Raw genomic sequence first — 22,732 nt, 5'->3', positions numbered from 1 at the left:
TAGTATGAGAGGTTTTACGCTCGTTGAAGTTTTAATTGCTTCACTGATTATCGTGATTGGTGTAACCGGGTTTGTCACCCTACAAACTGAGTTTATGCGATCCGACGCCAAGCTTAACTTGCGCAACGTCGCGTTGCAGTTAGCGCAGGAAAAAATGGACGACTTAAAGCAGTTCGACGTGCTTGAAGTCACTGCCGGAGAAGCAGCATACAACGATATTGAAGACGATGTGGGTGGCGCGCTTGGCGCTGGCAATGTGGTGGTTAACATCAAGGCTGACAACAGAACGTATACGTTCACCCGTAACTGGACGGTGCTGGATCAGTACTATATTGACACAGATGCGGATGGTGAACCGGATACCTGGCTGGATGAAGGTGACCCCGGTGTTCCTGTGCCTGCTCCTGACGTGTCCGGACAAAAGCGGGTGGCTGTTACCGTTAGCTGGACCGATCACGAAGGCGCAGCGAAGTCGCTTGTGGTGGAGAGTAATATTCCGCCGGTACCAATGGCCAGAAGTTTTCAGGCAAATAACGAAACTGACAACGCAAAAGCGCAACCGAAAGTGGCTTACACGCCGGGGCTGGCGCCGGATGTTATTTCGTATGAGTTAGGTAACGGTGAAAGTATCGAAACCAGTAAACCGGTTCCTGATATCGATAATCAGGGCGAGAATAACATTGTTCAGTTTGAGACCATCCGCTACATCGACCTCCCGGGACAAACCGATAAACTGGAGCAGGAAGACTTTCTGACGGTGAACTGCACGTGTAAGCTGGCGGGTTCAGGGCAGGGAATGACGCCTAGCATGACCGTATTTGATGGTTCTGAACTGGTTGTAAAAGAAGGCGAAGAAGTCAACAAAATGACCGGCGTGCTGGATGGGAACCAGCAGCCATCCGTATGTACCACCTGTTGTAATGATCATCATGACACCGCGTCAATGGTATCGAGCGAACAGTACTACAGAAAAGAAGATGGGTTGCCGCATGGTCATTACAAGCGCCAGAGTGATGGTAGCTTTGTGAAGGCGGTATCAACCGGCGATGCTTATGATGAAGTCTGCCGCTTCAAACGCGTGGATGGCTACTTCCAGATTTATCCTGACTGGGAGCTGATCGATATTATCGAATTCAGTGATCGCTATTTGCTCGATACTGATGCCTTGTCGGCGTACACCAGCTATACCGAATCTGTTGTTGCCGCCGAAGTCCAGGGTAACCCAAAACCGGCTAAGCCTGCCGACAGATCATTTACCGTCGCCCCCGGAGGATATCAGTTGATCTCACGCGGTATTTACTTAGACCGTATGACCACAAGTCACAAAGCGGCTCTGCGTGAGATGATTTCAAGCGGTAAAACAGACTGGAAAGCGTATGCGCCATTTTACGATGTGAATCTCACGCTGCTGGCGGACTGGCGGTCTTATCAGACCAGCGTCGCCACAGTGACGAATGAAGCGATTGAAACCATCCTTGACCCGGTCAATGATTTTTATGGTACGTATAGCCGTGGTAGGGTAGAGGCGTTGTTTGATGGTACTGCGACCATGCGTACACGCGCTATGGCATTTAATGCTGGCATTACCGGTACCACCCCGGTGTCACCGTTTGAAATCTGGCAGTCTAAAAGTGATGACTCGCTTACGGTAACCGTAAACAGTAAATCGTCTTCTGAAAAGTTCTTCGCATTGATTGGTAATATCAATTGCGTGATAACGCTAAATGGGGTTACGGAAGCCTGTGAGACGAACAACAACAAGAAGGCGAGTTACGTCGATTTGGAACAGGTGAAAATCACTAACAGTCCTTCCCAGTTCTCTTGCCCAATCACGATTCCAAAAGGGAAGTCGACGCCGTTCTTCAGTTGTGAGAATGTGTCTGAGAACTGGACCGGTGATATTATCTTCGCCTTTAGCAAAACCGGCTATAACGTAACAATAAAAGTGCAGTATCCTGATGGTTCTGTTGTGGAATCAGATCGCATCACGCTTAGCAGCGGTTTGAACAGCACCTCTAACCAGGAGTACGGTATTATTATTGAAGTATCGCAACCTTAACTTCGTCAACATGGATGCAGCCTTTGACACGGAATAAACAACAAGGCGTTGGGCTGATAGAAATATTGGTTACCCTACTGATAATGACAGTAGGGTTGCTTGGGGTCGCTGCTTTGCAGTTTACCGGCTCCTTCGCGAATAAAGATGCGATAAACCGCACTCAGGCAGAACTGGTAGCGGAACAGGTTGCAGAACGTTTGCGTGCCGCTGCCAGGCCGGCCTCTCAGGGGGACGGCATCGTCGCTGCCAATGCGTATTTTTTAACGGATAACTATAACTTTTCCGGATTAAGCTGTAGCGGCTCAAATCCATATCGATGCCATTGTCTCAGCCTTCCTGCAGCTATCCCAAACTGTGAAACCGATACGTGTGATGAAAACGAGATGGCGTCCTACGACGGTTGGGCATTATCCTGCGCCAGCGTGCAAACAAATCCGAACATGAGTCTTGACGTCAGTTGTTCAGATAACAACGGTGCAGATGCCGATCTCTGTAGTGCCGGTTCCCGGATCCAAATCACGGTAACCTGGCCGGTGAGTAACTCTGCAAATCAGCAATATGCACTCAATGAACGATGCAGCCCTGACACAGGAGACAATAATGCCTGTGTGTTTAAGGACATCACGCTATGACTGAACGCAACGCAGGCTTCTCATTAGTTGAGCTGATGGTGTCACTGCTGCTTGGCACTATCATTACTTCAGCAATTATTCAGGTATTGGTCAGCAGTCAGGTGACAAGCCGTCTCAATCAGGCTGTTGCAGAAGTACAGGAGTCTGGTCGGTTCATCACTATGCGTCTGACCAACGAGCTGCTGGAAACAGGGCAATACGATGTGCTGACAGCAAATATCGATAGTAGCGTGGATACCGTTGTCGAATCTGCATGGGTACAGAATCACGCAATTGGGCTCGCCGGTGATTTTGCAACTAATACCGGGCTGGGCAGTACGCAGGGTGCAGGCGGTGCGCATGATGCGGTGGTGGTCAGTATGCTGGACACCCAGGACTGCACCGGTAATCAGCATGGTTATGCAGGAAACGCCTTTCATGTTGTGAATCACTATTATGTTACCGGCAATAAGCTTACCTGCAACGGCTTTGATGGCCGGGCACTACGGGGAATGAAAGCCTCAGCCTCTCCTTCATCTGCGGTGACCTTGCTGGATAACGTCGTTAGTTTTCAGGTGCAGTACGGCGTGAGCGACGGGGCAGAGGAATCTCAGGGACAGCCGGTGACCTATGCCACCGCTGACGAACTGCCAGCACTGAGAAACAATGGACAGCAGGTAGTTGCAATTCGCTTTGGCCTGCTATTGAGCAGTTACGAGGACCAGGTTACACAAACTGTCGCACCTGAATTTGCGGTGCTAAATGAAGCCAAAGTGTCGTTGGATAAACAGCATTATTATCAGGTTTTCAGCAAAACACTGGCGTTAAGAAATGTGAAAAACTTTGTGAGGAGCTCGCGATGAAAGAGCAGGGCCTGGTTATGGTTTTGGCATTATTAATTTTATTGTCACTGACGATTCTCGGGGTAAGCGCGGTTTCCAGCAGCCTGTCACAGTCCAAAATGGCGGTTGCTATGCAGCAGGGCGGTATGGCATTTGACGCCGCAGAAGCCGGCATTGCCGGTGTGTTTTTCGAGTCTGAAGACGAAGTGTTATTGGCCGACGATACCAAAACAGATCCGCTTTCCGAAGCCAGACAGGGAAATACTTACGATCCTGCTGTTAATGAGCTTCGCTGTACCAATGATGCTGACTGGACCAATCGGCACATGACAGCATCGGGCCTCGCGACAGGAAGCCAGCACAAAGCCACTGGGAACTATCAAACGACTCCCGCCACCCAGAGTTGGTCGCGCACCGCCTTCGTGCGTGAGCAGGCATGCCGGGGATCCAGTAATGTGATTGGTGGCAGTAACGTCACCTGCCATATTTTTATTATCCGTGGTTGTGGCAAAGTGACAGGTAGCTCGTCTATTGTCGCGAATTCTTTATCTGCATCCGTCATTGCGCCGGCCTCGCAGTAACATGAGGGCACCGCTATGAAATGGTTTAGTAAATGGTTTATTTGTACACTCATGTTCAGCTGTATCGGGTGGTCAGCATTCGGTGACGATTTAGATATTTATTTGGGGACGTCTTCGTCGGCAGTTACCTACAATCCGAATGTGCTGTTTATCATGGATACCTCCGGCAGCATGACAGCAACCGACGGTACCGAGCAGTCCCGAATGCTGCGGGTGCAGAACGCACTTAAAGCGGCGTTGGGGTCGGCAACCAATATCAACGCAGGCTTAATGCGATTCTCTGATTATGGTGGCCCGGTCCTGTTTCCCATCCAGGGAATTGATGAGCCAATACGACCAGAGATCGTGACCTCAGTTGCCGACGGAAATGATGATGCCTACGAAATTGATGGTAACGTTAATACCACCAATAACACGCTTGTTATCAGCTATGGGTCAAGCACGGTACATACCGGGCTGCGGTTTCAGGAGTTAAATATTCCTCAGGGTGCGACTATTACCAGCGCTTATCTTCGCTTTACCTCCGCACAAATGAACTTGCCTGCAACCTCAATCATCATCCGTGGGGAGTTAAGTACCGACAGCAGCAGTTTCAGCGGTGCCAGCAATGACATCTCTTCGCGGGCGCGAACGCTGAATGAAATAAACTGGTCTTCCGATAATGATTTTCCGGGTTCTGATGAGGTTATTGCCAGTCCGGATATTTCGGCCGTTATTCAGGAAGTGGTTGATCAAAGTGGCTGGTGCGGCGGGCAGGACCTGAGTCTGCTGTTGGAAGCCAGCAGTGCGGATAACGCCAGCGCCCGTTATGCCAGAGCGTATGACCGTGGTACCGGTGGCGCTGCGCAGCTGGTTATTTCTTATGACGAGTCTACCGCGACAGGCTGTGTCGGCGGCGAAGCCATTTATCAGATTTCATCGACGAAAAATAACGTTGAAGAGAAAGGTGATGGTTACGATGCTACCGGCAGTGAACTGACATTTTATGACTACTACAACGATTATATCGGCCTGCGCTTCGAGAACGTCAATATTCCACAAGCGGCAGTTGTTACCGAAGCGTATCTGGAGTTCACAGCATATGACAGTGACCGCTGGTATAGCGCCGGCACGCGAATTCAGGGGATTGCGGAAGACAATACCGATGATTTTCATCCCCATAAACGTTACATGGTCAGAAACCTGCCTAAAACCAGTGACGTATACTGGATTATGCCTGACTTTTATCGCAATCGTGATTATCAAACCCCGGATTTAAAATCGATAGTGCAGGAAATTGTCAATCGTCCGGGCTGGCAGCCAGGCAATGCGATGGGGTTTATACTCAGCGATTTCTATGGGCAGCGGGGGGCATATTCTTATAATGGACGGCCATCTTCATCGCCTCGCCTGGTAGTCAAGTTCAACGGCAGCGCGACGCCAGGGGCGACCTCGACGGTACGTGAACACTTAATCAGTAAGGTAGATGACTTACGTGCCAGCGGACTGACACCGATTGTCGATACGCTGTATGAAGCGGCAAGTTATTATGGTGGCATGCCGGTTTACTATGGTCTCTCGCGTGGCAACAGTAATGTTTCCAGTACGGTTAGACGCAATACGCGCGTCAGCCATCGTTCATCTTATCTTGGTGATGACCCGGTAAGGCCATGGGGATGTACTGACGACAACCTGTCAAGCAGTGACTGTATCAACGAGTACATTCCCAGCGGGGCGACCTACGTCTCGCCGGTGCAGGACTTGCAGTGCCAGACTAACAACCATATCGTTTTGCTGTCAGACGGTGAAGCCAATAATAACCACAGTGTTTATGAAATTGAAACGTTGCTTGGAAAAGGGTGCTCTGGTAGCGGTGGTGAGAAATGCGGCCTGGATCTGGTTAAAAACATCAGTAAATCGGATTCCTCTGTCATTGACCGTCGGGTAATTACTCACACCATAGGCTTCGCGGCCAATACTACAGCTAATAACTTTTTGAATCAGCTGGCGGTGCAGAGCGGTGGCGGTTTTTACAAAGCCTCCGACAGTACCGAGCTTCTAACCGCCTTCCAGACGATTCTGCGTTCAGTTAAAGACATTAATGCGACATTCGTGTCTCCGGGGGTAGCAGTGAACCAACTGAACCGCCTGACCCACAGGGACGATCTGTATTTTGCCTTGTTCAAGCCCGCAGAAGGGGCTATCTGGCCGGGGAACCTTAAAAAGTATCGCCTTGATGGTGACACGGTGTTAGATCAGCGCGGGTTAAATGCTGTCGACAGCGTGACGGGCTTCTTCGCAGAAGAGTCTCACAGTTACTGGTCGGTATTATCCGATGGCAATGATGTCCGTGAGGGTGGAGCGGCGAGTCAGTTAAACGCGAGCAGAAACTTCTATATATTTGACTCGACTGGCGGCATAGCCAGCTCTGGAAATCGTCTTCACGAAAACAACACCAGCATTACCGTTGAGGATATGGGCCTGACCACCGAGCCCGATCCTGAAGTGCTGCGCGACACGCTGCTTAAGTGGGCCCGGGGCGTAGACGTGAAAGACGCTGATGGCGACGGGGACATTACCGATGTGCGCTTCCAGATGGGCGATCCTATTCACTCTCAGCCGGTGATCGTGAACTACAGCGCGACAGACTCGGCCATTTTTGTGGCAACAAACCACGGGGTGCTTCACAGCATTGATGCCTACACCGGTGAGGAAAACTTTGCCGTGATGCCGCGTGAATTGCTGCCCAATGTGCTCGATTTCTATAAGGACAACTCCAGCTTCAACCATATATACGGACTTGACGGCGATATGGTGTTGCGGGAGAGCGCAGGACGCACATATCTCTATCTGGGAATGCGACGCGGAGGTCGAAACTACTACGTGTTTGATGTGACAGCTAAAACCTCTCCTGTACTCAAATTTAAAATTGAAGGTGGTAGTGCAGGCCTTGAGAAACTGGGTCAGAGCTGGTCGCGGCCGACAATTACCAAGGTGAATATTGGTGGTAGTGTTAGAAATGTGATGATTGTCGGTGGAGGGTACGACCCTGAACAAGATGGAAGGACGGTGCGGGCGCCTGATTCTATTGGCAACGGGGTATTTATGTTCGATGCCGATTCCGGTGCACTACTCTGGCATGCGAGTAACGCTGATGCTGATCTCAATTTAAGTAACATGAATTACAGTATTCCTGGCCGGATTTCCGTGATTGACCGTGACAATGACGGCCTGGCCGATCATATGTATGTGGCAGATCTTGGTGGTCAGCTATTCCGGCTCGATATTTATAACGGAAAATCCGGCAATGATTTCATTAAAGGCGCAAGACTGGCGGACTTTGGCGGCACGACTGCTGAAAATAACCGTCGCTTCTTCTATGGCCCCGATGTGACTGAGGTTGCGCTGGGCGATCAGATTTATTACGGCGTCGCGCTGGGAAGTGGCTGGCGGGCCTCTCCGCTGGATACGGTGGTAAATGACCGGTTCTACATGCTTAAAGATACCGGTGTGTTTGAGCTTGATGAAAATGGGCTGTATACACTGAATACCGGTGTTACTGAAAGCAGTCTGTATGATGCTACCGGCCACCTCTTAAGCAGTTCAGATCCGAGCCAAAGCGGGCTCGAGGCGGCAAAATTTGCGGATAAAGCGGGCTGGTATCTCAACTTATCAACCGATGGTGAAAAAGTATTGTCCTCTCCTTTAATTATTGACTACAAAATCTTTTTCACGAGTTATGTACCAGCCAGTAGCAGCACCAGTGCCTGTGCACCACCGACCGGCAATAGTCGCGCCTATCTGGTTAACATGTTTAATGGCAACGCCGTAGATGATCTCAACCAGAACAATATGCTGGATGCGGGGGATCGTTATGCGCAGTTAAAACAAACAGGTATTGCGCCGGAAACCAAAATCCTCATAGAGGAAATTGTTGAGCCTGTGGTATGCCTCGGGACTGAGTGCGTTTCTGCGGTAACCAAGACGGACGAGGATGGTAATGAAGAGGACTGCGGCTCTGACTTTGCGTGTCTGGCCCGAAACATCTATGGTAAATTTGAACGGATCCAGCGGCGAGCCTGGAAAACCGAAACAGAACGGGATTAAACAATGCATCTTGAGCAACGCGGGCAACAGGGCTTTTCACTTATCGAGCTGATGATTGTGGTTGCGATCATTGGCATTATTGCAGCCGTTGCCTATCCGTCTTACCAGTCGGTAATTAAAGATGGTTATCGTGGCAGTGGCCAAAGTGACTTGATGGCTCTGGCAGCCGCAATGGAACGCCATCACAGTGGTACTTTCACCTATGAAGGAGCCGCAACCAGCGGCGGTAACACAGGCAGCCCGGCTATTTTTTCCCCTTATTCTCCGGCGTCGGAGCCCGCCGAAAACAAGCGATATAACTTAACCATCGAAACTGCTGACGCCGTGTCTTACGAAATCAAGGCGACACCGGTAGGGGGGCAGTCAGGTGATGGTGCGTTGTATTATTTCAGCGACGGTCGAAAAGGCTGGGATAAAGATGCAAATGGTACGCTAAGCGCATCAGAATATTGTTGGGCGTGTTAGAAAGGCTATAGCTACCTGGGCCGTTTCTGAACGCAGCGGGTGGAGTCATGATATAGCCTTATTGGGCGAGGGTAAGTAGTCCGCCTAATTCAGGCACTATTTGCTGTCAGGGTTAAAGTCCTCAACCTGAGGGAGTTCTGCCGGACCGGAGTGCCACAAGACGACGCCGTGCTCGACGTTTCCAAGCGCCTCGTCGGGCAAGATGGAAACGGTGATGGTGGCCAGTTTCAACGCTGCAGGATGAGTCTTTAATGTTGTAACCTGCCAATGGCGCGCCATCGCAATGCTGCGACCGTCTTTGTTAATTGTCAGGTTACCAGCAGAAAGCTCACCGCCGGTATCTGTATCAATAGCCGCGACGGCGGCGTGCGACTGTAATGCCTGTGCATACAAATCACTGGCCTTAGCTGTCGCAAGGTTTCTGGCATCGTACCACAGCACAAGAGACTGGGTAGCCAGGATCTGACGCTGATAAAGTGAAAAGATGCCCAGGCAACTCAACGTAAACAACAGGGTGGCAATGAGACACTCTATCAGGCTGAAACCACGATTATACCTGCCTGCCACTAAAGCCTTAGAAATCATGCCAGCTCCCGGTCAGAAACGCGGTGCGCTGGGTGTAATGGGCATTTTGCAGCGCAGTCAGCGTGTTTTTGTCATAGATAACGCGCAGTGAGCTGCGAGCTGACAGCGGTTGTGCAATCAACGCTGCACCAATAATGGTACTGGTCTCGTGCTGAATAATATCCTTGTGTAACGCACTTGCTCGCGACAGCGTAACCAGCATCCCGGTCACGGTGACACCAGACGACAGGCTCAGGTGCCCATCTTCAATAATAAGCAGTACCGGATTGTCGTCAGAACCCAGATTCGCGCCAAGCGGCAAATGACAACTTCCGGTTACCCAGATTATACGAGCGCGTACTGAGGTAATATTCTCGCAGTCTGTGAGCGTATTGCTACCGGGTAAAACGTCCGCATGAAATGCACTTCGGCTTACTCCAAAAATGTACTTAACAACGTCATCCGGAAAGGGGGTGTCTGCAGGTCTCAGTGCGTGGCAACTTGCCATGGCGGTTGATTCACAGCGATGCTGCACAGCGACCGGTGATGCAAGTGCGTCTCGCGACCAGAAATCCAACTTGTCAGGGTGGGGGCGAACCAGCGTAATTTCTGCGTTCGGACTGATGCTGGCAGAGAATATTGCGGGTTGAGCCGGGGTCGCCCTTATTAACGGATACCTGACGACATTCATCGATTGTGTATATGACAATGACGATGCCGCACTCCTGGCCGTGGCCGACAGCGAAAAAAAGGTTGTTGCCGCACCGCGAATATCAACATTCCTATGTTCTCTGATGATGCTTTTTTGGGTGGCTGACAGCGCAGTTTGCCAGCGCATCGTTGCGCCAAGGGCATTATGGGTTACCGCCAGCGATGTTGAGGATGTCAAGTGAAGCTCACTGCGCTCTATCTCGCGCTGCAATGTGACAGCATGATGGCGCAATTGCTTCGAGTAGGCCACTACCGCTGTCGTCACGAGTGTCAGCAGCAAACAGACCGGCACAAGCAACGTCGTGCCTTGTTGATATTTACAAGTATGGAACATTAGCGACATCCACACGGAACCGAGTCTGGTGCTGCAGTGATGGTGAGGCGACAGAGTGTGCACGAAGGGCAACTTCGAAAAACACCCCATAGGTCGAAGGGTAGGGACCGTCTATGGAAAAATTGGTGACCGCCAGCTTCCCCGGCGTGCTGAGATCCTGCCAGCCAGACTGCCTGCACCCGCGACCCGCCATTCTGTATTCGATGGTGTTGTCTCTGAGTCGAAACCCTAGCAGCTCTGCAGGTGACGAACTATCCTGCGCGCCGTTCTTGTTTTTATCGTAAGAAAATGTGAAGCAGCTTTGGCTGGCTTCTCCTGGAAAAGCATCTATCTCAATGCTGCCAAAAACTTTTGCTTTATCTGGTGTCAGAAGGTAGTCAGTCAGCGGCAGGCTGATAAAGCCGGCCCGACGAAGCTCGGTGGAGATAGCCTGTTCAATGAGTGAGATTTCTTCCAGCAAAGCCAGTTTGTGTTGCAACACGGTTTGGCGTTTCAGGTGACTGACACTGATACTTGTTGCGCTAACAAAAAACGCGCTGCTTATAGTCAGTGCCATCATCAGTTCGGTGAGCGTAAACCCTCGCGCTACGAGCATGCAGGAAGACCACCGGCAGGAGGCGTCATACAGAAGCGAACCCGGCCCAGATTGCTGAGTATTACTTTGCTTTCAAAGCCCCCGGCGTAAATGGAGAGGGTATTTGCAAAGCCCATGCTCATTCCCTGTGTAGCCTCAAACTTCGCCAGTGGTGTGGTATGTCTTCCAGCCGTCAGGTAGCTGTTCGCAGAGTCAGCCACAAGAAGATAGTTATCTGGAAGTGGCTTACAATGACGTCCCGAATGGCAGTCGCACCTGGCCGAGTGGCTTAATCTTATACACCAGTTTTTGCCCGCCACTGCAGAGACGTAAACAGGCTCTCCTGTTTGTACCGCCTGTTTGCTGGCAATGCTTAGCATCTGTCCGACAGCCCGTGTCTGACTGACCACATGCTGGCGTTGGAACCACTGGTAGAAAGACGGCGCTGCTGCGCTCAGAATGATAATAACCAACGCAATCGTTGTCAGGCATTCAAGTAACGACATGCCCTTGTGTGATGATGAACTGATCCTTTGCTCACGTTTCATTTTTATCTTCCAGTGTTAACGTGTTGCCATTGTATCCAAAGCGAAAACGCCGGATAGCTGAACTGTGGAGTAGAGTTTGGGCAGGTGAGAGGCTTGCCATTCTGGTGCAGGTCAAGACAGCTGGCTTACGGCAGTGTCAATGGCAGCCTGGGTTACAGCGTCGTCGCCATGAGAACGGCGTTGTGTATCGTTAAGACAATCAGGGAGGAAGTATGAAAACAACCGGAATGACAGTCATCGAATTGGTTATCGTGCTGGCAATTTGCGGTATTCTGGCAGCGATCGGCAGCGCGTCTTATTCTTCGCAACGTCATACGCAAAGGTTGTATGCCATGCGCGCAGCGCTCATTCATCTTGAGGCCGAGCAGGCTAATCAGCTTTTGCTGACACAAACCTATGCAACGTCAATGCCAAGCGTGAATGACAAACGATTTTCTATTCGGGTGATGAATGCTGACAGCCGGGATTTTACTATTAAAGCAACAAGCGCGACTGACACCGGAAGTGGTTGTGACGAGCTTACTATTACCAGTACCTCGCGTCAGCCTGACAAATGCTGGAAATAGTCCTTTTTGAGCATAACTATCCGTTAATGGAGTGTAACGCATTGTCGTCAATGCTCAGTGACAACGCGGTCTCATGAATGACAGGCCATTATTGAAACCTCAGCGCTGGCTAGGAACAGCTCAGGTTTGCCCCGGAGGCGTTCTCTTTAATACCATCATTATTGCTGTCGGTGGCTGTGGTAATACGTCCGTACATCGACATAAGCAGGGCTGAAGCGGTTTTGGCATCACCGCCGCTGGGACAAACCACAATTTCTGCGCTTTTGGCAATGCCGCCATTATCTAAAAACAACAGTGAGCCTGTAATTCCACTGATGCTGTTACTTTGACTCAGAGGATCCGCGCTGGCCAGCAAGCGTTCATCAGCATCGCGATTCCCATTACCGTTGTCATCGATAAATACCATTTTGGCATTGTTCCAGGAGCCCGAACAGCTCGTATAATTTGACGTAGGGCACAGGACAACGTCTGCTCTTTCATTGATCGCTGTAAAACGGGCCTGCCTGGCAAGCGCACTTAGATTGTTTACGTCTGCCGTGACCTTATTGCTTTTTAAAATAGATTGAACAGATGGCGCGACGACCGTGAGCAGGATTGCAATAATTGAAAGTGAAATTAGCATTTCAATTAACGTCATCCCGTAATGGCTGCGCATCAATATATCTCCGGAAACTTTTATCTCAGGTAAGCGTAAACTAAAATTATCTAATAAAGGTATCTGAAGTGAGGGGTGCGTCACTTTCAGAATACCCGCATAATAACAATGTGGTGCATTTTTGCACTAATTTGCGACGACACTCCCCCTTATGTATCAATCGTTTGCTGACATCAGCGTTCGCTTTAGCGTAAACTCAGCATATCAGGACGCCATTCTTAACAAGTGGATTTTACGATGCAGAAACAAGCAGTGATAGACGAGATGAGGGTGTTGCCTGAAATCGATGTAGATTTCGAAGTAGCACGCCGCGTGTCTTTTATTAAAAAGCAACTCAAGCAGTCAGGCTTAAATGCTCTGGTGTTAGGGATCAGTGGCGGCATCGATTCCTGCACGCTGGGCCGGCTTGCACAGCTTGCTGTGAATGAACTGAATGACGAGCATCACGAAACCTATCAGTTCGTCGCCGTGCGTCTGCCTTACGACGTGCAGGCTGACGAAGATGATGCACAGGCATCTATTGAGTTCATCAAGCCCACTGTGTCGCTAAGTGTTAATGTCAAGCCCGGCGCAGATGCCATCCACGATGTGACTACTGAAGCGCTATCTGGTGCAGGCATTTTGCCAGACAACCAGGGTAAACAGGATTTTGTGAAAGGGAACGTTAAAGCGCGTACCCGCATGGTGATCCAATACGAAATTGCCGGTATGGTTGATGGTTTGGTACTGGGTACGGATCACAGTGCGGAAAATATTACCGGCTTTTACACTAAATATGGCGACGGCGCTTGTGACCTTGCACCATTATTTGGACTGAGTAAACGTCAGGTGCGTCAGGTTGCAGAACACCTTGGTGCCCCGTCGAACATTATCCACAAAGCCCCCACCGCTGACCTTGAAAGCCTCACACCACAGAAAGCGGATGAGCAAGCGCTTGGTATGACCTACGATCAAATTGATGACTTCCTTGAAGGGAAGCAGGTTTCTGCTGAAGTGGAAGAGAAGTTGCTTTATATCTATGCGCGAACGCAACATAAACGCGTTCCCATTCCAACCATTTATGACGATGAGTAAGTTGCTATGAAAAAAATTGAAGCGATTATCAAACCTTTCAAAATGGACGATGTGCGCGAAGCGCTGGCTGAGGTTGGAATTGCCGGAATGACAGTGACCGAGGTGAAAGGATTCGGGCGTCAGAAAGGCCATACCGAGCTCTATCGTGGTGCAGAGTATCAGGTGGATTTTCTGCCTAAAATCAAAATCGAACTGGTATTGGCCGACGACATTGTCGATCAGGCAATAGAGGCAATTGAACAGTCAGCCAAAACCGGCAAAATTGGTGACGGTAAGATTTTTGTTTATAACGTCGATACGGCAATTCGTATTCGTACCGGTGAGCATGACGACGACGCGCTTTAAGCCGCCCTGGCGCCAGACGTTTCGTCACCGTATCGGGTAAATGAAAAAGGTGGCATCTGCCACCTTTTTGCTTTGTCGTATTGCTGCTCCTCAATATGAGCTTCAGCAATTAATGATCGTGACTGTGGCCATCTTTGCCATGTGCGTGACCGTGTTCCAGCTCTTCGGCTGTCGCGTCACGGATATCTACCACTTCTACTTCAAACGTCAGTGGCACACCCGCCAGCGGGTGGTTGCCGTCAACTACCACGTCTTCTTCTGTGGTTTCGATAACGACAACTGACTGTTCACCTTGTTGCGTAGTGGCGCGAAAAGACATGCCGACTTCTACTTCCATGCCTTCAAACATGGTTTTAGGTACGCGCTGTACCAGCGCATCGACACGATGTCCGTAAGCTTTCTCAGGCTCCACAGAAACTGAAAAGCTTTCGCCTTTGTCTTTACCTTCGAGCGCCTCTTCCAGACCTTCAATCAGAAAACGGCGGCCATGCAGAACTGTCAGTGGCTCTTTACCGAATGAAGAGTCCAGTTCGGTGCCGTCTTCCGCGGAAACTTTGTAATGCAGTGTGACGACGCTGTCGGAGGTTATTGTCATAATAGTTCCTGTTTGGTTGCAGTACTGGCCCTCGGCAACACAGTACTGGTGAATTTAAGGCTATTTGCGCCCTTTAATGTTACTGCCTTTCTCTTCTTCAACAGAGTAAGGCAAATTTATTGGTGTAAATTCGAGCTCCGGATTGGAAGCTAATCGATGCTTGTCTTCTGGCTGAGTGTCATTATTTAACACCGCCATGATCCAGGACTCTTCTCCCAGACATGCCGCACGAATAATGGTTCCGCCTCGTCGCCAGTTCTCACCAATTTGTTTTTCTACGATATCATCCACGGCCACAGATGTCGCCCCGGGAACGCAAAAGCTGTAGGCTGCGCGCTTGTTTTTGCCAAGAAAACGCGTTCGGGCCACGACTTCCTGCCCCATGTAACATCCTTTATCAAAATCAATGCCCGACAGCGCCTGCACGTTCATCATTTGCGGAACAAACTGATTCACGGACTCGCCCGATACATCGGGTTGCCCATTAGCAATCGCAATCGCTTCGAATACTGTGCTGTCGTACTCACTGATGGCTTCGTCATTGCGCATCGGCGTGATGATGGCATCTTCGTTCTTGGTCAGGATCCAAAAGCCGTTATTTGGGAAATCTGTTCGAAAAACAATGTCTGAGTCTGACTGTACCGATGTCATCACCGTATCCGGTAAGCTTGAAAAGTGCGATCTGAGATGTTCCTCTGCTTTCTCGCCTGTAACAAACCATTGGGTATAAGAGTCAGACGCATCTTCAATATCTACTTTTGAAAATACACCATATTTTTGCAACTGTGCTATTGAATGGTGCAGTGCGTCTTTGTTCATTAACAGCAAGGTCTTATCACCATGACGCAGTACGTTCATCAGGGCCCATGCTTTGCCCTTAAAGTCACAGTGAGCAGCGTGACGTACCTGCGAATCTGTCAGTGATTTGGTATTTACAGTCAGTTGCCCATGAAGGTACTCGTCGCATTGTTCACCCTCAAGGGCAATAACGCCATAATGTGTTAGTGAAATGACGGCATTGTTATTCCGTTCGCTTAAGCGCGAAAGCGTCGTCATGGTGATCTCCTGATCTACAAATAGTTCGGTAGAGGTACGTTACTGTCCAATTCTCGTAACCGGACTGACAGCAACAATTTCATTGTCATTAACATGGGGCGACATTGCCATTATGCAAGGGAGGTAGCCAAATTCCTGTTAAAAGGACAGTGATTTCGTTGACTTACGCATGATATGATTTGAGCGTCAATAAACTAAGTAGTGATCTATGTTTACACCCAAACGATTTGCACGATTGAAGTGGGCATGCCGCCGCGGCATGCTGGAACTTGATGTCTTATTGCTGCCTTTTGTCGAGGAAGCGTTTAGTGATCTGCCCTATGAAAAACAGGAAACGTTCGAGCGACTGCTCACTTGCGATGATCCAGACCTGTTCGCCTGGTTTATGGGGCATCAAAAGTGTGAAGATCCGGAACTGGCAGAAATGGTGGACATCATAATCAAGCGTGTCAAAGTCTAATCTGACAATCTTTTCGCTGTGCCGTTATCCAGTCGACAGGTTAATTCCGGTTGGCATCACTGGGCTGGTTATAATGATGATGCCCGAGCCCGTATGGAGCTGGGTACCACAATGGCTGGCGTGGACCATTCTGGTGTCAGTGTGCGCACTGGTTGTCGCGACACCCACATCGCATCGTCCTGCGGCAGAGCAATTTAGCCTGGATGAGGCGGGAGTACTTATCCGCACGGCAATTGACCGTGTACCGGTCGATGAACATCCCTATGTTATCGGTCATCAATCCAGAGTTACCGCACTGGCCATTTATCTGTTGCTCAAACCAGCAAGAGGACGTTTGGTTCATCGCTGGGTTTTCAGGTCTCAGTGTTGCGAGCGTGATTACCGGCAATTGTGTCGGCTGATATCGCGTATATCGCGACCTGACAGGGAGAATACATGATTTCTTTATATTTGCGTGCACTGGCAAAGCGGGTGGATAAAAAACCATTACAGCAGTTTAAACCGCCACAGTTGCCGGTACGAATTTATAACAAGACCATTTCGATTAACCCTGAGCATTATGCCGGGTATTGCGAACTTGTGGGCTGGGCGAAAGAGAAAAGCTTTCATCCCTGTTATCTGCAAACGTTGTCACTGCCCTTACAAATGGCGTGCTTGCTGGATAAAAAAAGTCCGTTTCCTTTATTGGGGCTGGTCCATATCAGAAATACCGTCACCCAGTATCCTTGCGATAAGCATTTGCCACTGGAGTTTCGCGTTCGCTTTTCCGGTGTCAGGCAACATCCGAGAGGCTGGGAGTGCGATGTGAATATTACCGCGCTTCAGCACGGCCAATGTGTTTACGATGCGACCAGCACTTATTTGACCCGCGTTAAGGCCTCCCATGTGGAGCCAGCCAAAGTCAGGGCGGCCCGGGAGGTAAGGGGCACGACGAAAGCGCTTGAGGGCCCCGTATTATCGGTAATTTCCGTCCCCGAAAATACAGGGCGCCGGTATGCGCGCGTATCTGGCGATTATAACCCCATACACTTAAGTCATCTGACAGCGAAAGCGTTTGGATTCAAACGCGCGATTGCTCACGGTATGTGGACCCTCGCCCGGTGCTATGCAGCGCTCACAGAAAATGCGAACACTGACCAGCAGCCAGTGCAACTGGACGCCGAATTTGAAAAGCCCGTTTTTCTTCCGGCATCTGTGCAACTTGTGAGTGACACGTCACATGACAGTGATGACAACCATGTTGTGGGTTTCAGACTGATATCTGATGACAGCGAACATTACCATATTCGCGGGCAGTTGCGGAGGTTTCACATCAAGACCTGATTATCGTTGAGGCTTTCTGAATAAAAAGCTGATAAGGCAGTGGTCACCTTCGGTTTAACAAAAAACTCTCTCTGCGTGCAGGGTATGCCCAACCAGAGGCATGTTAGTGCGTTCTGGCCCGCCGGAAAATGTAGGTTTAATAAACCATAGCGCCATGGAATTACGGCGCATGGGGTTTGTGAAGCAGCACCGAGGTTATCTGGTGCTACTTCTCAGGTACTGAGGGTACCGGGTTCCGTTTGCTGCCGGTTTTTCGACGGTGTCAGAATGGACGGTTCTGCCTTGTCACTGGTGTCCGGGTAATCCAGATTAAAGTGCAGCCCCCGGCTTTCCTTTCGTTGCATTGCACACCTGACGATAAGCTCAGCGACAGTTACCAGATTGCGCAACTCCAGCAGGTTATTACTTACCCGGAAGTGCGCGTAATATTCCGCAATTTCCTGCTCCAGTAACTGAATGCGGCGCATGGCGCGTTCAAGGCGTTTGTTAGTTCGAACAATACCGACATAATCCCACATGAATAGCCTTAGTTCATGCCAGTTGTGTTGGATGATAACCTCTTCGTCGGAGTTGCTCACCTGCGATTCATCCCAGGGCGCAATAGGTTCCTCCGCCGTCACGTCCTGAAGCCGGGTCAGGATGTTTTCCGCTGCGGCAGTGGCAAAAACCACACACTCTAACAACGAATTTGAGGCCATCCGGTTGGCTCCATGCAAGCCGGTGTATGCGACTTCACCAATGGCATACACGTTGTTCAAATCGGTTTTGGCGTTAAAGTCCGTCATCACGCCGCCACAACTGTAATGCGCGGCCGGGACAACCGGAATAGGCTCACGGGTAATATCAATACCCAGGGACCGGCACTTACGATAAATGTTGGGGAAATGCTTTACGATAAAATCAGCAGGTTTATGGCTGATATCCAAGTACATACAATCTGCACCCAGACGCTTCATCTCAAAGTCTATGGCGCGGGCTACCACATCCCGCGGTGCCAAATCGCCGCGTTCATCAAAGCGTGTCATAAACGGTGTACCGTCGGCGTGACACAGCTTTGCCCCTTCACCGCGAAGCGCCTCCGTAATCAGAAAGTTTCTGGCCTGTGGGTGATAAAGACAGGTTGGGTGGAACTGATTAAATTCCATATTTGCTACCCGGCAACCTGCTCGCCAGGCCATCGCAATCCCGTCACCGCTGGACACATCGGGGTTGGAGGTGTATTGATAGACTTTGCTGCCGCCGCCAGTGGCCAGCGTAATAAATTTAGCCCGGATGACTTCGACATGTTCCTGTTGTCGATTCCACACATACGCCCCGTTTATCTGGCCGGGAGTCGTTTTGGAAGGGATAAGGTCGATAGCATTATAGCGCTCAAAAATATGAATGTTCGGGTGTGCCGACACCGCATCATTTAACGTCACCTGCAGCGCTTCACCTGTGGCGTCTGCTGCGTGCAGAATGCGGCGGTGGCTGTGCCCGCCTTCACGAGTCAGGTGATAACGTTCTTCGCCCTTGTCGTCTTTCTCAGTGTCAAACGGCACACCTGAGCCAATCAGCCAGGTCAGTGCTGACTTAGCACGCTCGGCGGTAAATCTCACTGCGGCTTCATCGCACAGGCCGCCACCGGCAAGGAGCGTATCCTGCACGTGTGCATCAATTGAGTCCTGCTCATCGAAAACCGCGGCAATGCCGCCCTGTGCGTAGCGGGTAGAGCCTTCGTTACGATCACTCTTACTCAGCACAATGACGTTGCAGTGATCGGCCAGCTTTAAGGCCAGACTTAATCCGGCTGCTCCGCTTCCGATAATCAATACATCGCAGCGGTGTTCAATGGAACTTGATGCACTAGGTAGTGAAGACAACACTGATTTCATGTATTTTTAGCATAGAAATTAAAAGCTAAGGTTCGGCAAGTCTAAAGGATGAGGTGTAAAACACAATCGCGTTTGGACCGATAGGGACGTTTTTTTAAAAAAAACTGCCCGCATATAGAACTTTTATAATAGTGGATAGTCTACATGTACGCTTGCGAGAGCTATCGTGTAGTAGACGTTAAGGAGTAATAGCTCGAATGAGCGAGCAGATAACCGATCAACAATTAGTTGAAAAGGTCCAGAGTGGCGATAAAAACGCCTTTAATCTTCTGGTTACCCGCTATCAGCATAAAGTGATGCATCTGGTATCACGGTACGTGAAAAATACCGGTGACGTGGCAGATGTTACGCAAGATGCGTTTATTAAAGCCTATCGTGCCTTGCCAAATTTTCGCGGTGACAGTGCCTTTTATACTTGGCTTTATCGCATAGCGGTTAACAGTGCTAAGAATTATCTGGTTGCACAGGGGCGTAAGCCGCCCGCCAGTGACGTCGACGCAGATGAAGCCGATTATTATGAAGGCAGTGATGCCTTAAAAGAACAGTCGACGCCGGAACGCAGTGTGTTGACGGACGAGATTGAAGCTACCTTGTTTCGCGTGGTTGAGAAACTACCAGATGATTTACGCATGGCGATAACGCTGCGCGAAATAGAGGGCATGAGTTATGAGGAAATCGCCAATGTGATGGCGTGTCCTGTCGGTACGGTCAGGTCAAGGATTTTCCGCGCCAGGGAAGCGATTGATAAAGTTATACAACCGTTGTTAGAAAATTGAACTTTTCTGAAATGAAGGTTACTAACAGCTGTGTTAGGGTGGTAAATGATCACTATGATCAGGATTTGAGCATATGACGCAACAGCAAGAAAAATTGTCCGCATTCATGGACGGTGAAACCGAAGGCAATGACATCATTGATGCAATTAAGCAAGATGACGCATTGCGAGCCAAGTGGCAGCGTTATCACGTGATTCGAAGCGGATTGCGCAAAGAAGCCAGCGTAGCGCCGCAATTGGATATCACGGCAAGCGTAGCAAAAGCGCTTGAAAACGAGCCTACTATCATGGCACCGAAGAAGTCACGATGGCGTAAAATCCCGGTATTGGGAAGTGTGGTGCCGTTTGCTAAGCAGTCTGGTCAGTATGCCGTTGCCGCTTCAGTCGCAGCAGCACTAATTCTGGGTTACCAGCAATTTAATCAGCCAGTAACGCCAGATGAGCCGTTTATGACTGCACCGACAGTGATGCCGCAGGGCGGGTTGTCGCCAGTCAGTCTCCAGCAAACCAGAACGTTACCGCGTAACGATATGGCAACGATGCTTGAGAAAAAGCGCAAGGTGAATGCACTCATTGCGGATCATGAGCAACAGGTGATGTTGAAGCAGGCGGAAGAGCAGAGCGAAGAAGCCAAGCGAAACAGCGGTTCTGAAGACAGTCCACAGTAATTAAATGATTAATAATTGTCGTAATGTACCAGCCTCTCTCCGGCTGGTACGTTTGTTTTCAAGGGGAGTAAAACTCGCCGCGTTAACGTCATTAACGCTAAGCGCAGCCTTTGCACAGGATAACGCTTCTCAGCCAGATGCCATTCTGACTGAAAAGGAACAGATCCAACAGTCTTCGCAAGCGCAAGACGTTGGTCCGTCCCAGTCTGTCCAGGCCCAGCCTAGTGAGCCCCAGCCTGCAGAGACCCAGTCTATTGAGACCCAGTCTATTGAGACGCAGTCTACTGAGACCTATCCTCCAGGGAACCAGAACTCAGGTTTCCCTGCAGGAAACGTTACACCAGAGATGACAACGTCAGACTGGTTGGCCCGACTTACGACGGCTACCCGGCAACTGAATTTTCAGGCATCCTTTGTACAAAGCCGTGCTGGTCAGGAAACGGTGCCTTATCTGTGGCGCCATGCTGTAATGCAAGACGGTCGCACTATGGAACAGTTAAACCTGCAAAACGGGCCCGGCCGTGAGCTTATTCGCGATGGTGATGTGGTTAGCGTGTTTGAACCAGATGTGCCTCCTTACAGCCTTCGCTCAGAGTATATCAACGGCCCCATACCCAGTGAGTTACTGTATCACCCCGATAGCCTCAGAGACGGATACGAGTTCGTCAGTGTTGGACGAGCCCGCGTAGCCGGGCGGCCAGCACAGCAAATTCGTATTGTCAGCCGTGATAACAGCCGGTTTAACTATCAATTGTGGTTGGATGAGAAAACCGGCATGTTACTTAAGCTGAATATGCTGGACTTGCAGGGCGTGTTGCTGGAGCAAATTCAGGTAACCGCGCTGACCATCACAGACAGCCCTCACGAATATTTTCATCGCGTCAATCAGGCATCATTGCCCAAGCCAATGGCAATTTCAGCAGCCAAAACCCGCGAGCACAACTGGGAAGTCACCTACTTGCCTACTGGTATGGAGGAGGTGCGCAGAGATATTCGTCGCCTGGCGCTCACGGGTCAGGTTGTCGAGTACAAAATGTTCAGTGATGGGCTGGTAGATGTGTCTGTTTATGTTCAGCCTGCGAATGAGGCATTAGGATCAGATCTCGTGTTACGGCACGATTTGAATACCTTCCTCACGCTCACAGACGGCAAAGCTCAGGTCACGGTAGTGGGAGAGATTCCGCCGAAAACTGCACAGTCTATAGCAACTTCACTGTCTCTGACCGGGAGTGAAAATTGATTACGGAAACGGCTACTGTTGTTGCGGTTGAGGGGGATCGGATAACGGTTGAAGCGGCAATCAAAACAACCTGTTCAACCTGTCAGGCCCAATCAAACTGTGGCACCGGCGCAATTTCCCGAGCTATTGCGCCGAAAACACAACAACTGACTCTACAGTCTCCCATGCCTGTTAATGTTGGTGACACAGTGAGTGTTGGTATTCCCGAGTCGGGTATTGTCAGTGCATCGGCTCTACTTTACATAGTGCCCTTACTGGTATTTTTGTTAAGCGCCGCGCTTTTCAATACCATGCTTCCCGCTATTGGACTTACCAGCGAGCTGTGGGTGCTGGCAGGCGCAGGATTGTCCACTCTGGCTGGTTTTGTGGTTATCTCGGGTTTACTGAAGAAAATGGACGGGGCGAAATTTCAGCCCGTGCTGCTCTCTAAAACCGATGCCAAGCGGGCTGGCGCATAGCAGGTAAAAACAACCTTCATCGCATTACAATAACCTTTCAGATATTTATGGCGGGCTCACTTGACGCAATTCCTGCCGCTATTTAGCGACTATTCGCTGACTTCATTCGCTTTTCAGCCAATAAATCGGTAAAATCCGCACGCTCCGCGCTGGTCACTGAAATCACAGGAACGGCGTGGAATCGCTGCGCTGGGAAGCCAAGGCAGCGAGGTAATATCAATCCACATAGATAACTGTTCAGCATGGCGAAATCGGGTACGTGCTCGCT

24 protein-coding genes are annotated in these 22,732 nt (G+C 50.1%); 16 read left to right on the top strand and 8 right to left on the bottom strand.

The window, feature by feature from the left end:
* Positions 1-4: 4 nt before the first annotated feature.
* The 6 genes from ACLBLI_RS12870 to ACLBLI_RS12845 are packed head-to-tail and all read left to right on the top strand — an operon-like array spanning position 5 to position 8,644.
* Positions 5-2,059: a type IV pilus modification PilV family protein gene (locus ACLBLI_RS12870; protein ID WP_414828003.1), complete on the top strand. Its 2,055-nt coding sequence runs from the start codon at positions 5-7 to the stop codon at positions 2,057-2,059.
* 14 nt (positions 2,060-2,073) lie between these two features.
* Complete coding sequence (locus tag ACLBLI_RS12865; protein ID WP_414828002.1) at positions 2,074-2,691, top strand: type IV pilus modification PilV family protein; 618 nt, start codon at positions 2,074-2,076, stop codon at positions 2,689-2,691.
* Positions 2,688-3,533 (top strand): PilW family protein, encoded by an 846-nt coding sequence (locus ACLBLI_RS12860; RefSeq protein ID WP_414828001.1) that lies wholly within the window; start codon positions 2,688-2,690, stop codon positions 3,531-3,533. The genes ACLBLI_RS12865 and ACLBLI_RS12860 overlap by 4 nt, the downstream gene beginning before the upstream one ends.
* Entirely contained in the window at positions 3,530-4,093 is a 564-nt protein-coding gene (locus ACLBLI_RS12855) for a PilX N-terminal domain-containing pilus assembly protein (protein ID WP_414828000.1), read from the top strand. Before ACLBLI_RS12860 ends, ACLBLI_RS12855 begins: the two co-directional genes overlap by 4 nt.
* 15 nt (positions 4,094-4,108) lie before the next feature.
* Positions 4,109-8,179, top strand: a complete 4,071-nt coding sequence (locus tag ACLBLI_RS12850; RefSeq protein ID WP_414827999.1) for a pilus assembly protein PilY — start codon at positions 4,109-4,111, stop codon at positions 8,177-8,179.
* Between the two features lie 3 nt (positions 8,180-8,182).
* On the top strand, positions 8,183-8,644 hold the full coding sequence (locus ACLBLI_RS12845; protein ID WP_414827998.1) for a type IV pilin protein: 462 nt from the start codon (positions 8,183-8,185) through the stop codon (positions 8,642-8,644).
* A 96-nt stretch (positions 8,645-8,740) separates the two neighbouring features.
* Here the strand turns inward: ACLBLI_RS12845 and ACLBLI_RS12840 are convergent, their stop codons facing one another.
* From ACLBLI_RS12840 to ACLBLI_RS12825, 4 genes are read right to left on the bottom strand one after another with little or no spacing between them, the layout of a single operon-like run.
* Positions 8,741-9,229 carry a type IV pilus modification PilV family protein gene (locus ACLBLI_RS12840; RefSeq protein WP_414827997.1) on the bottom strand — a complete coding sequence of 163 codons (489 nt, stop codon included), beginning with the start codon at positions 9,227-9,229 and terminating at the stop codon, positions 8,741-8,743.
* On the bottom strand, positions 9,219-10,253 hold the full coding sequence (locus ACLBLI_RS12835; RefSeq protein ID WP_414827996.1) for a hypothetical protein: 1,035 nt from the start codon (positions 10,251-10,253) through the stop codon (positions 9,219-9,221). Before ACLBLI_RS12835 ends, ACLBLI_RS12840 begins: the two co-directional genes overlap by 11 nt.
* Entirely contained in the window at positions 10,237-10,848 is a 612-nt protein-coding gene (locus ACLBLI_RS12830) for a prepilin-type N-terminal cleavage/methylation domain-containing protein (protein ID WP_414827995.1), read from the bottom strand. Before ACLBLI_RS12830 ends, ACLBLI_RS12835 begins: the two co-directional genes overlap by 17 nt.
* Entirely contained in the window at positions 10,839-11,375 is a 537-nt protein-coding gene (locus tag ACLBLI_RS12825) for a Tfp pilus assembly protein FimT/FimU (protein WP_414827994.1), read from the bottom strand. The genes ACLBLI_RS12830 and ACLBLI_RS12825 overlap by 10 nt, the downstream gene beginning before the upstream one ends.
* 212 nt (positions 11,376-11,587) lie before the next feature.
* Here ACLBLI_RS12825 and ACLBLI_RS12820 point away from each other — a divergent pair, with 212 nt between their 5' ends.
* Positions 11,588-11,941: a type IV pilin protein gene (locus ACLBLI_RS12820; RefSeq protein WP_414827993.1), complete on the top strand. Its 354-nt coding sequence runs from the start codon at positions 11,588-11,590 to the stop codon at positions 11,939-11,941.
* A gap of 109 nt (positions 11,942-12,050) precedes the next feature.
* On the opposite strand, the gene ACLBLI_RS12815 is transcribed toward ACLBLI_RS12820, so the two are convergent.
* The gene (locus tag ACLBLI_RS12815; protein WP_414827992.1) at positions 12,051-12,596 is read right to left on the bottom strand and encodes a GspH/FimT family pseudopilin; all 546 of its coding nucleotides are present in this window, start codon (positions 12,594-12,596) and stop codon (positions 12,051-12,053) included.
* 237 nt (positions 12,597-12,833) lie between these two features.
* On the opposite strand from ACLBLI_RS12815, the gene nadE reads away from it, so the two are divergent.
* Positions 12,834-13,670: an ammonia-dependent NAD(+) synthetase gene (gene nadE, locus ACLBLI_RS12810; protein ID WP_414827991.1), complete on the top strand. Its 837-nt coding sequence runs from the start codon at positions 12,834-12,836 to the stop codon at positions 13,668-13,670.
* A gap of 6 nt (positions 13,671-13,676) precedes the next feature.
* Positions 13,677-14,015 carry a P-II family nitrogen regulator gene (locus ACLBLI_RS12805; RefSeq protein WP_414827990.1) on the top strand — a complete coding sequence of 113 codons (339 nt, stop codon included), beginning with the start codon at positions 13,677-13,679 and terminating at the stop codon, positions 14,013-14,015.
* Positions 14,016-14,124: 109 nt separating this feature from the next.
* On the opposite strand, the gene ACLBLI_RS12800 is transcribed toward ACLBLI_RS12805, so the two are convergent.
* The gene (locus ACLBLI_RS12800; protein ID WP_414827989.1) at positions 14,125-14,610 is read right to left on the bottom strand and encodes an FKBP-type peptidyl-prolyl cis-trans isomerase; all 486 of its coding nucleotides are present in this window, start codon (positions 14,608-14,610) and stop codon (positions 14,125-14,127) included.
* 60 nt (positions 14,611-14,670) lie between these two features.
* On the bottom strand, positions 14,671-15,666 hold the full coding sequence (gene ygfZ / locus ACLBLI_RS12795; RefSeq protein ID WP_414827988.1) for a tRNA-modifying protein YgfZ: 996 nt from the start codon (positions 15,664-15,666) through the stop codon (positions 14,671-14,673).
* A 208-nt stretch (positions 15,667-15,874) separates the two neighbouring features.
* Between ygfZ and ACLBLI_RS12790 the strand changes: the two genes are divergently transcribed.
* From ACLBLI_RS12790 to ACLBLI_RS12780, 3 genes are read left to right on the top strand one after another with little or no spacing between them, the layout of a single operon-like run.
* On the top strand, positions 15,875-16,126 hold the full coding sequence (locus ACLBLI_RS12790) for a succinate dehydrogenase assembly factor 2 (RefSeq protein ID WP_414827987.1): 252 nt from the start codon (positions 15,875-15,877) through the stop codon (positions 16,124-16,126).
* Positions 16,113-16,565, top strand: coding sequence for a protein YgfX (locus ACLBLI_RS12785; protein WP_414827986.1), 453 nt, complete (start codon positions 16,113-16,115; stop codon positions 16,563-16,565). The genes ACLBLI_RS12790 and ACLBLI_RS12785 overlap by 14 nt, the downstream gene beginning before the upstream one ends.
* Entirely contained in the window at positions 16,562-17,449 is an 888-nt protein-coding gene (locus ACLBLI_RS12780; RefSeq protein WP_414827985.1) for a MaoC family dehydratase, read from the top strand. The genes ACLBLI_RS12785 and ACLBLI_RS12780 overlap by 4 nt, the downstream gene beginning before the upstream one ends.
* A 212-nt stretch (positions 17,450-17,661) precedes the next feature.
* Here ACLBLI_RS12780 and nadB read toward each other — a convergent pair whose 3' ends face one another.
* Entirely contained in the window at positions 17,662-19,323 is a 1,662-nt protein-coding gene (nadB, locus tag ACLBLI_RS12775; protein ID WP_414827984.1) for an L-aspartate oxidase, read from the bottom strand.
* Between the two features lie 197 nt (positions 19,324-19,520).
* On the opposite strand from nadB, the gene rpoE reads away from it, so the two are divergent.
* The 4 genes from rpoE (at position 19,521) to ACLBLI_RS12755 (ending at position 22,464) form a co-directional block, all read left to right on the top strand.
* Positions 19,521-20,099, top strand: coding sequence for an RNA polymerase sigma factor RpoE (gene rpoE / locus ACLBLI_RS12770; protein ID WP_414827983.1), 579 nt, complete (start codon positions 19,521-19,523; stop codon positions 20,097-20,099).
* 73 nt (positions 20,100-20,172) lie between these two features.
* The gene (locus ACLBLI_RS12765) at positions 20,173-20,766 is read left to right on the top strand and encodes a sigma-E factor negative regulatory protein (RefSeq protein ID WP_414827982.1); all 594 of its coding nucleotides are present in this window, start codon (positions 20,173-20,175) and stop codon (positions 20,764-20,766) included.
* Positions 20,767-20,770: 4 nt separating this feature from the next.
* A complete protein-coding gene (locus ACLBLI_RS12760; protein WP_414827981.1) occupies positions 20,771-22,006 on the top strand; it encodes a MucB/RseB C-terminal domain-containing protein in 1,236 nt (411 codons plus the stop codon).
* Complete coding sequence (locus ACLBLI_RS12755) at positions 22,003-22,464, top strand: SoxR reducing system RseC family protein (protein WP_414827980.1); 462 nt, start codon at positions 22,003-22,005, stop codon at positions 22,462-22,464. Before ACLBLI_RS12760 ends, ACLBLI_RS12755 begins: the two co-directional genes overlap by 4 nt.
* Positions 22,465-22,732 lie beyond the last annotated feature (268 nt).

Origin of the sequence: Alteromonas sp. H39 (genome assembly GCF_047556435.1) — a bacterium.
Taxonomy (GTDB): Bacteria; Pseudomonadota; Gammaproteobacteria; order Enterobacterales; family Alteromonadaceae; genus Alteromonas.
This window is presented reverse-complemented; position numbering and strand designations above follow the sequence as displayed.

Bases quoted from the DNA above. Each gene is read 5' to 3' on its own strand.
- ACLBLI_RS12870 (WP_414828003.1), top strand. From the start codon at position 5: ATGAGAGGTTTTACGCTCGTTGAAGTTTTAATTGCTTCACTGATTATC.
- ACLBLI_RS12865 (WP_414828002.1), top strand. From the start codon at position 2,074: ATGCAGCCTTTGACACGGAATAAACAACAAGGCGTTGGGCTGATAGAA.
- ACLBLI_RS12860 (WP_414828001.1), top strand. From the start codon at position 2,688: ATGACTGAACGCAACGCAGGCTTCTCATTAGTTGAGCTGATGGTGTCA.
- ACLBLI_RS12855 (WP_414828000.1), top strand. From the start codon at position 3,530: ATGAAAGAGCAGGGCCTGGTTATGGTTTTGGCATTATTAATTTTATTG.
- ACLBLI_RS12850 (WP_414827999.1), top strand. From the start codon at position 4,109: ATGAAATGGTTTAGTAAATGGTTTATTTGTACACTCATGTTCAGCTGT.
- ACLBLI_RS12845 (WP_414827998.1), top strand. From the start codon at position 8,183: ATGCATCTTGAGCAACGCGGGCAACAGGGCTTTTCACTTATCGAGCTG.
- ACLBLI_RS12840 (WP_414827997.1), bottom strand. From the start codon at position 9,229: ATGATTTCTAAGGCTTTAGTGGCAGGCAGGTATAATCGTGGTTTCAGC.
- ACLBLI_RS12835 (WP_414827996.1), bottom strand. From the start codon at position 10,253: ATGTTCCATACTTGTAAATATCAACAAGGCACGACGTTGCTTGTGCCG.
- ACLBLI_RS12830 (WP_414827995.1), bottom strand. From the start codon at position 10,848: ATGCTCGTAGCGCGAGGGTTTACGCTCACCGAACTGATGATGGCACTG.
- ACLBLI_RS12825 (WP_414827994.1), bottom strand. From the start codon at position 11,375: ATGAAACGTGAGCAAAGGATCAGTTCATCATCACACAAGGGCATGTCG.
- ACLBLI_RS12820 (WP_414827993.1), top strand. From the start codon at position 11,588: ATGAAAACAACCGGAATGACAGTCATCGAATTGGTTATCGTGCTGGCA.
- ACLBLI_RS12815 (WP_414827992.1), bottom strand. From the start codon at position 12,596: ATGCGCAGCCATTACGGGATGACGTTAATTGAAATGCTAATTTCACTT.
- nadE (WP_414827991.1), top strand. From the start codon at position 12,834: ATGCAGAAACAAGCAGTGATAGACGAGATGAGGGTGTTGCCTGAAATC.
- ACLBLI_RS12805 (WP_414827990.1), top strand. From the start codon at position 13,677: ATGAAAAAAATTGAAGCGATTATCAAACCTTTCAAAATGGACGATGTG.
- ACLBLI_RS12800 (WP_414827989.1), bottom strand. From the start codon at position 14,610: ATGACAATAACCTCCGACAGCGTCGTCACACTGCATTACAAAGTTTCC.
- ygfZ (WP_414827988.1), bottom strand. From the start codon at position 15,666: ATGACGACGCTTTCGCGCTTAAGCGAACGGAATAACAATGCCGTCATT.
- ACLBLI_RS12790 (WP_414827987.1), top strand. From the start codon at position 15,875: ATGTTTACACCCAAACGATTTGCACGATTGAAGTGGGCATGCCGCCGC.
- ACLBLI_RS12780 (WP_414827985.1), top strand. From the start codon at position 16,562: ATGATTTCTTTATATTTGCGTGCACTGGCAAAGCGGGTGGATAAAAAA.
- nadB (WP_414827984.1), bottom strand. From the start codon at position 19,323: ATGAAATCAGTGTTGTCTTCACTACCTAGTGCATCAAGTTCCATTGAA.
- rpoE (WP_414827983.1), top strand. From the start codon at position 19,521: ATGAGCGAGCAGATAACCGATCAACAATTAGTTGAAAAGGTCCAGAGT.
- ACLBLI_RS12765 (WP_414827982.1), top strand. From the start codon at position 20,173: ATGACGCAACAGCAAGAAAAATTGTCCGCATTCATGGACGGTGAAACC.
- ACLBLI_RS12760 (WP_414827981.1), top strand. From the start codon at position 20,771: ATGATTAATAATTGTCGTAATGTACCAGCCTCTCTCCGGCTGGTACGT.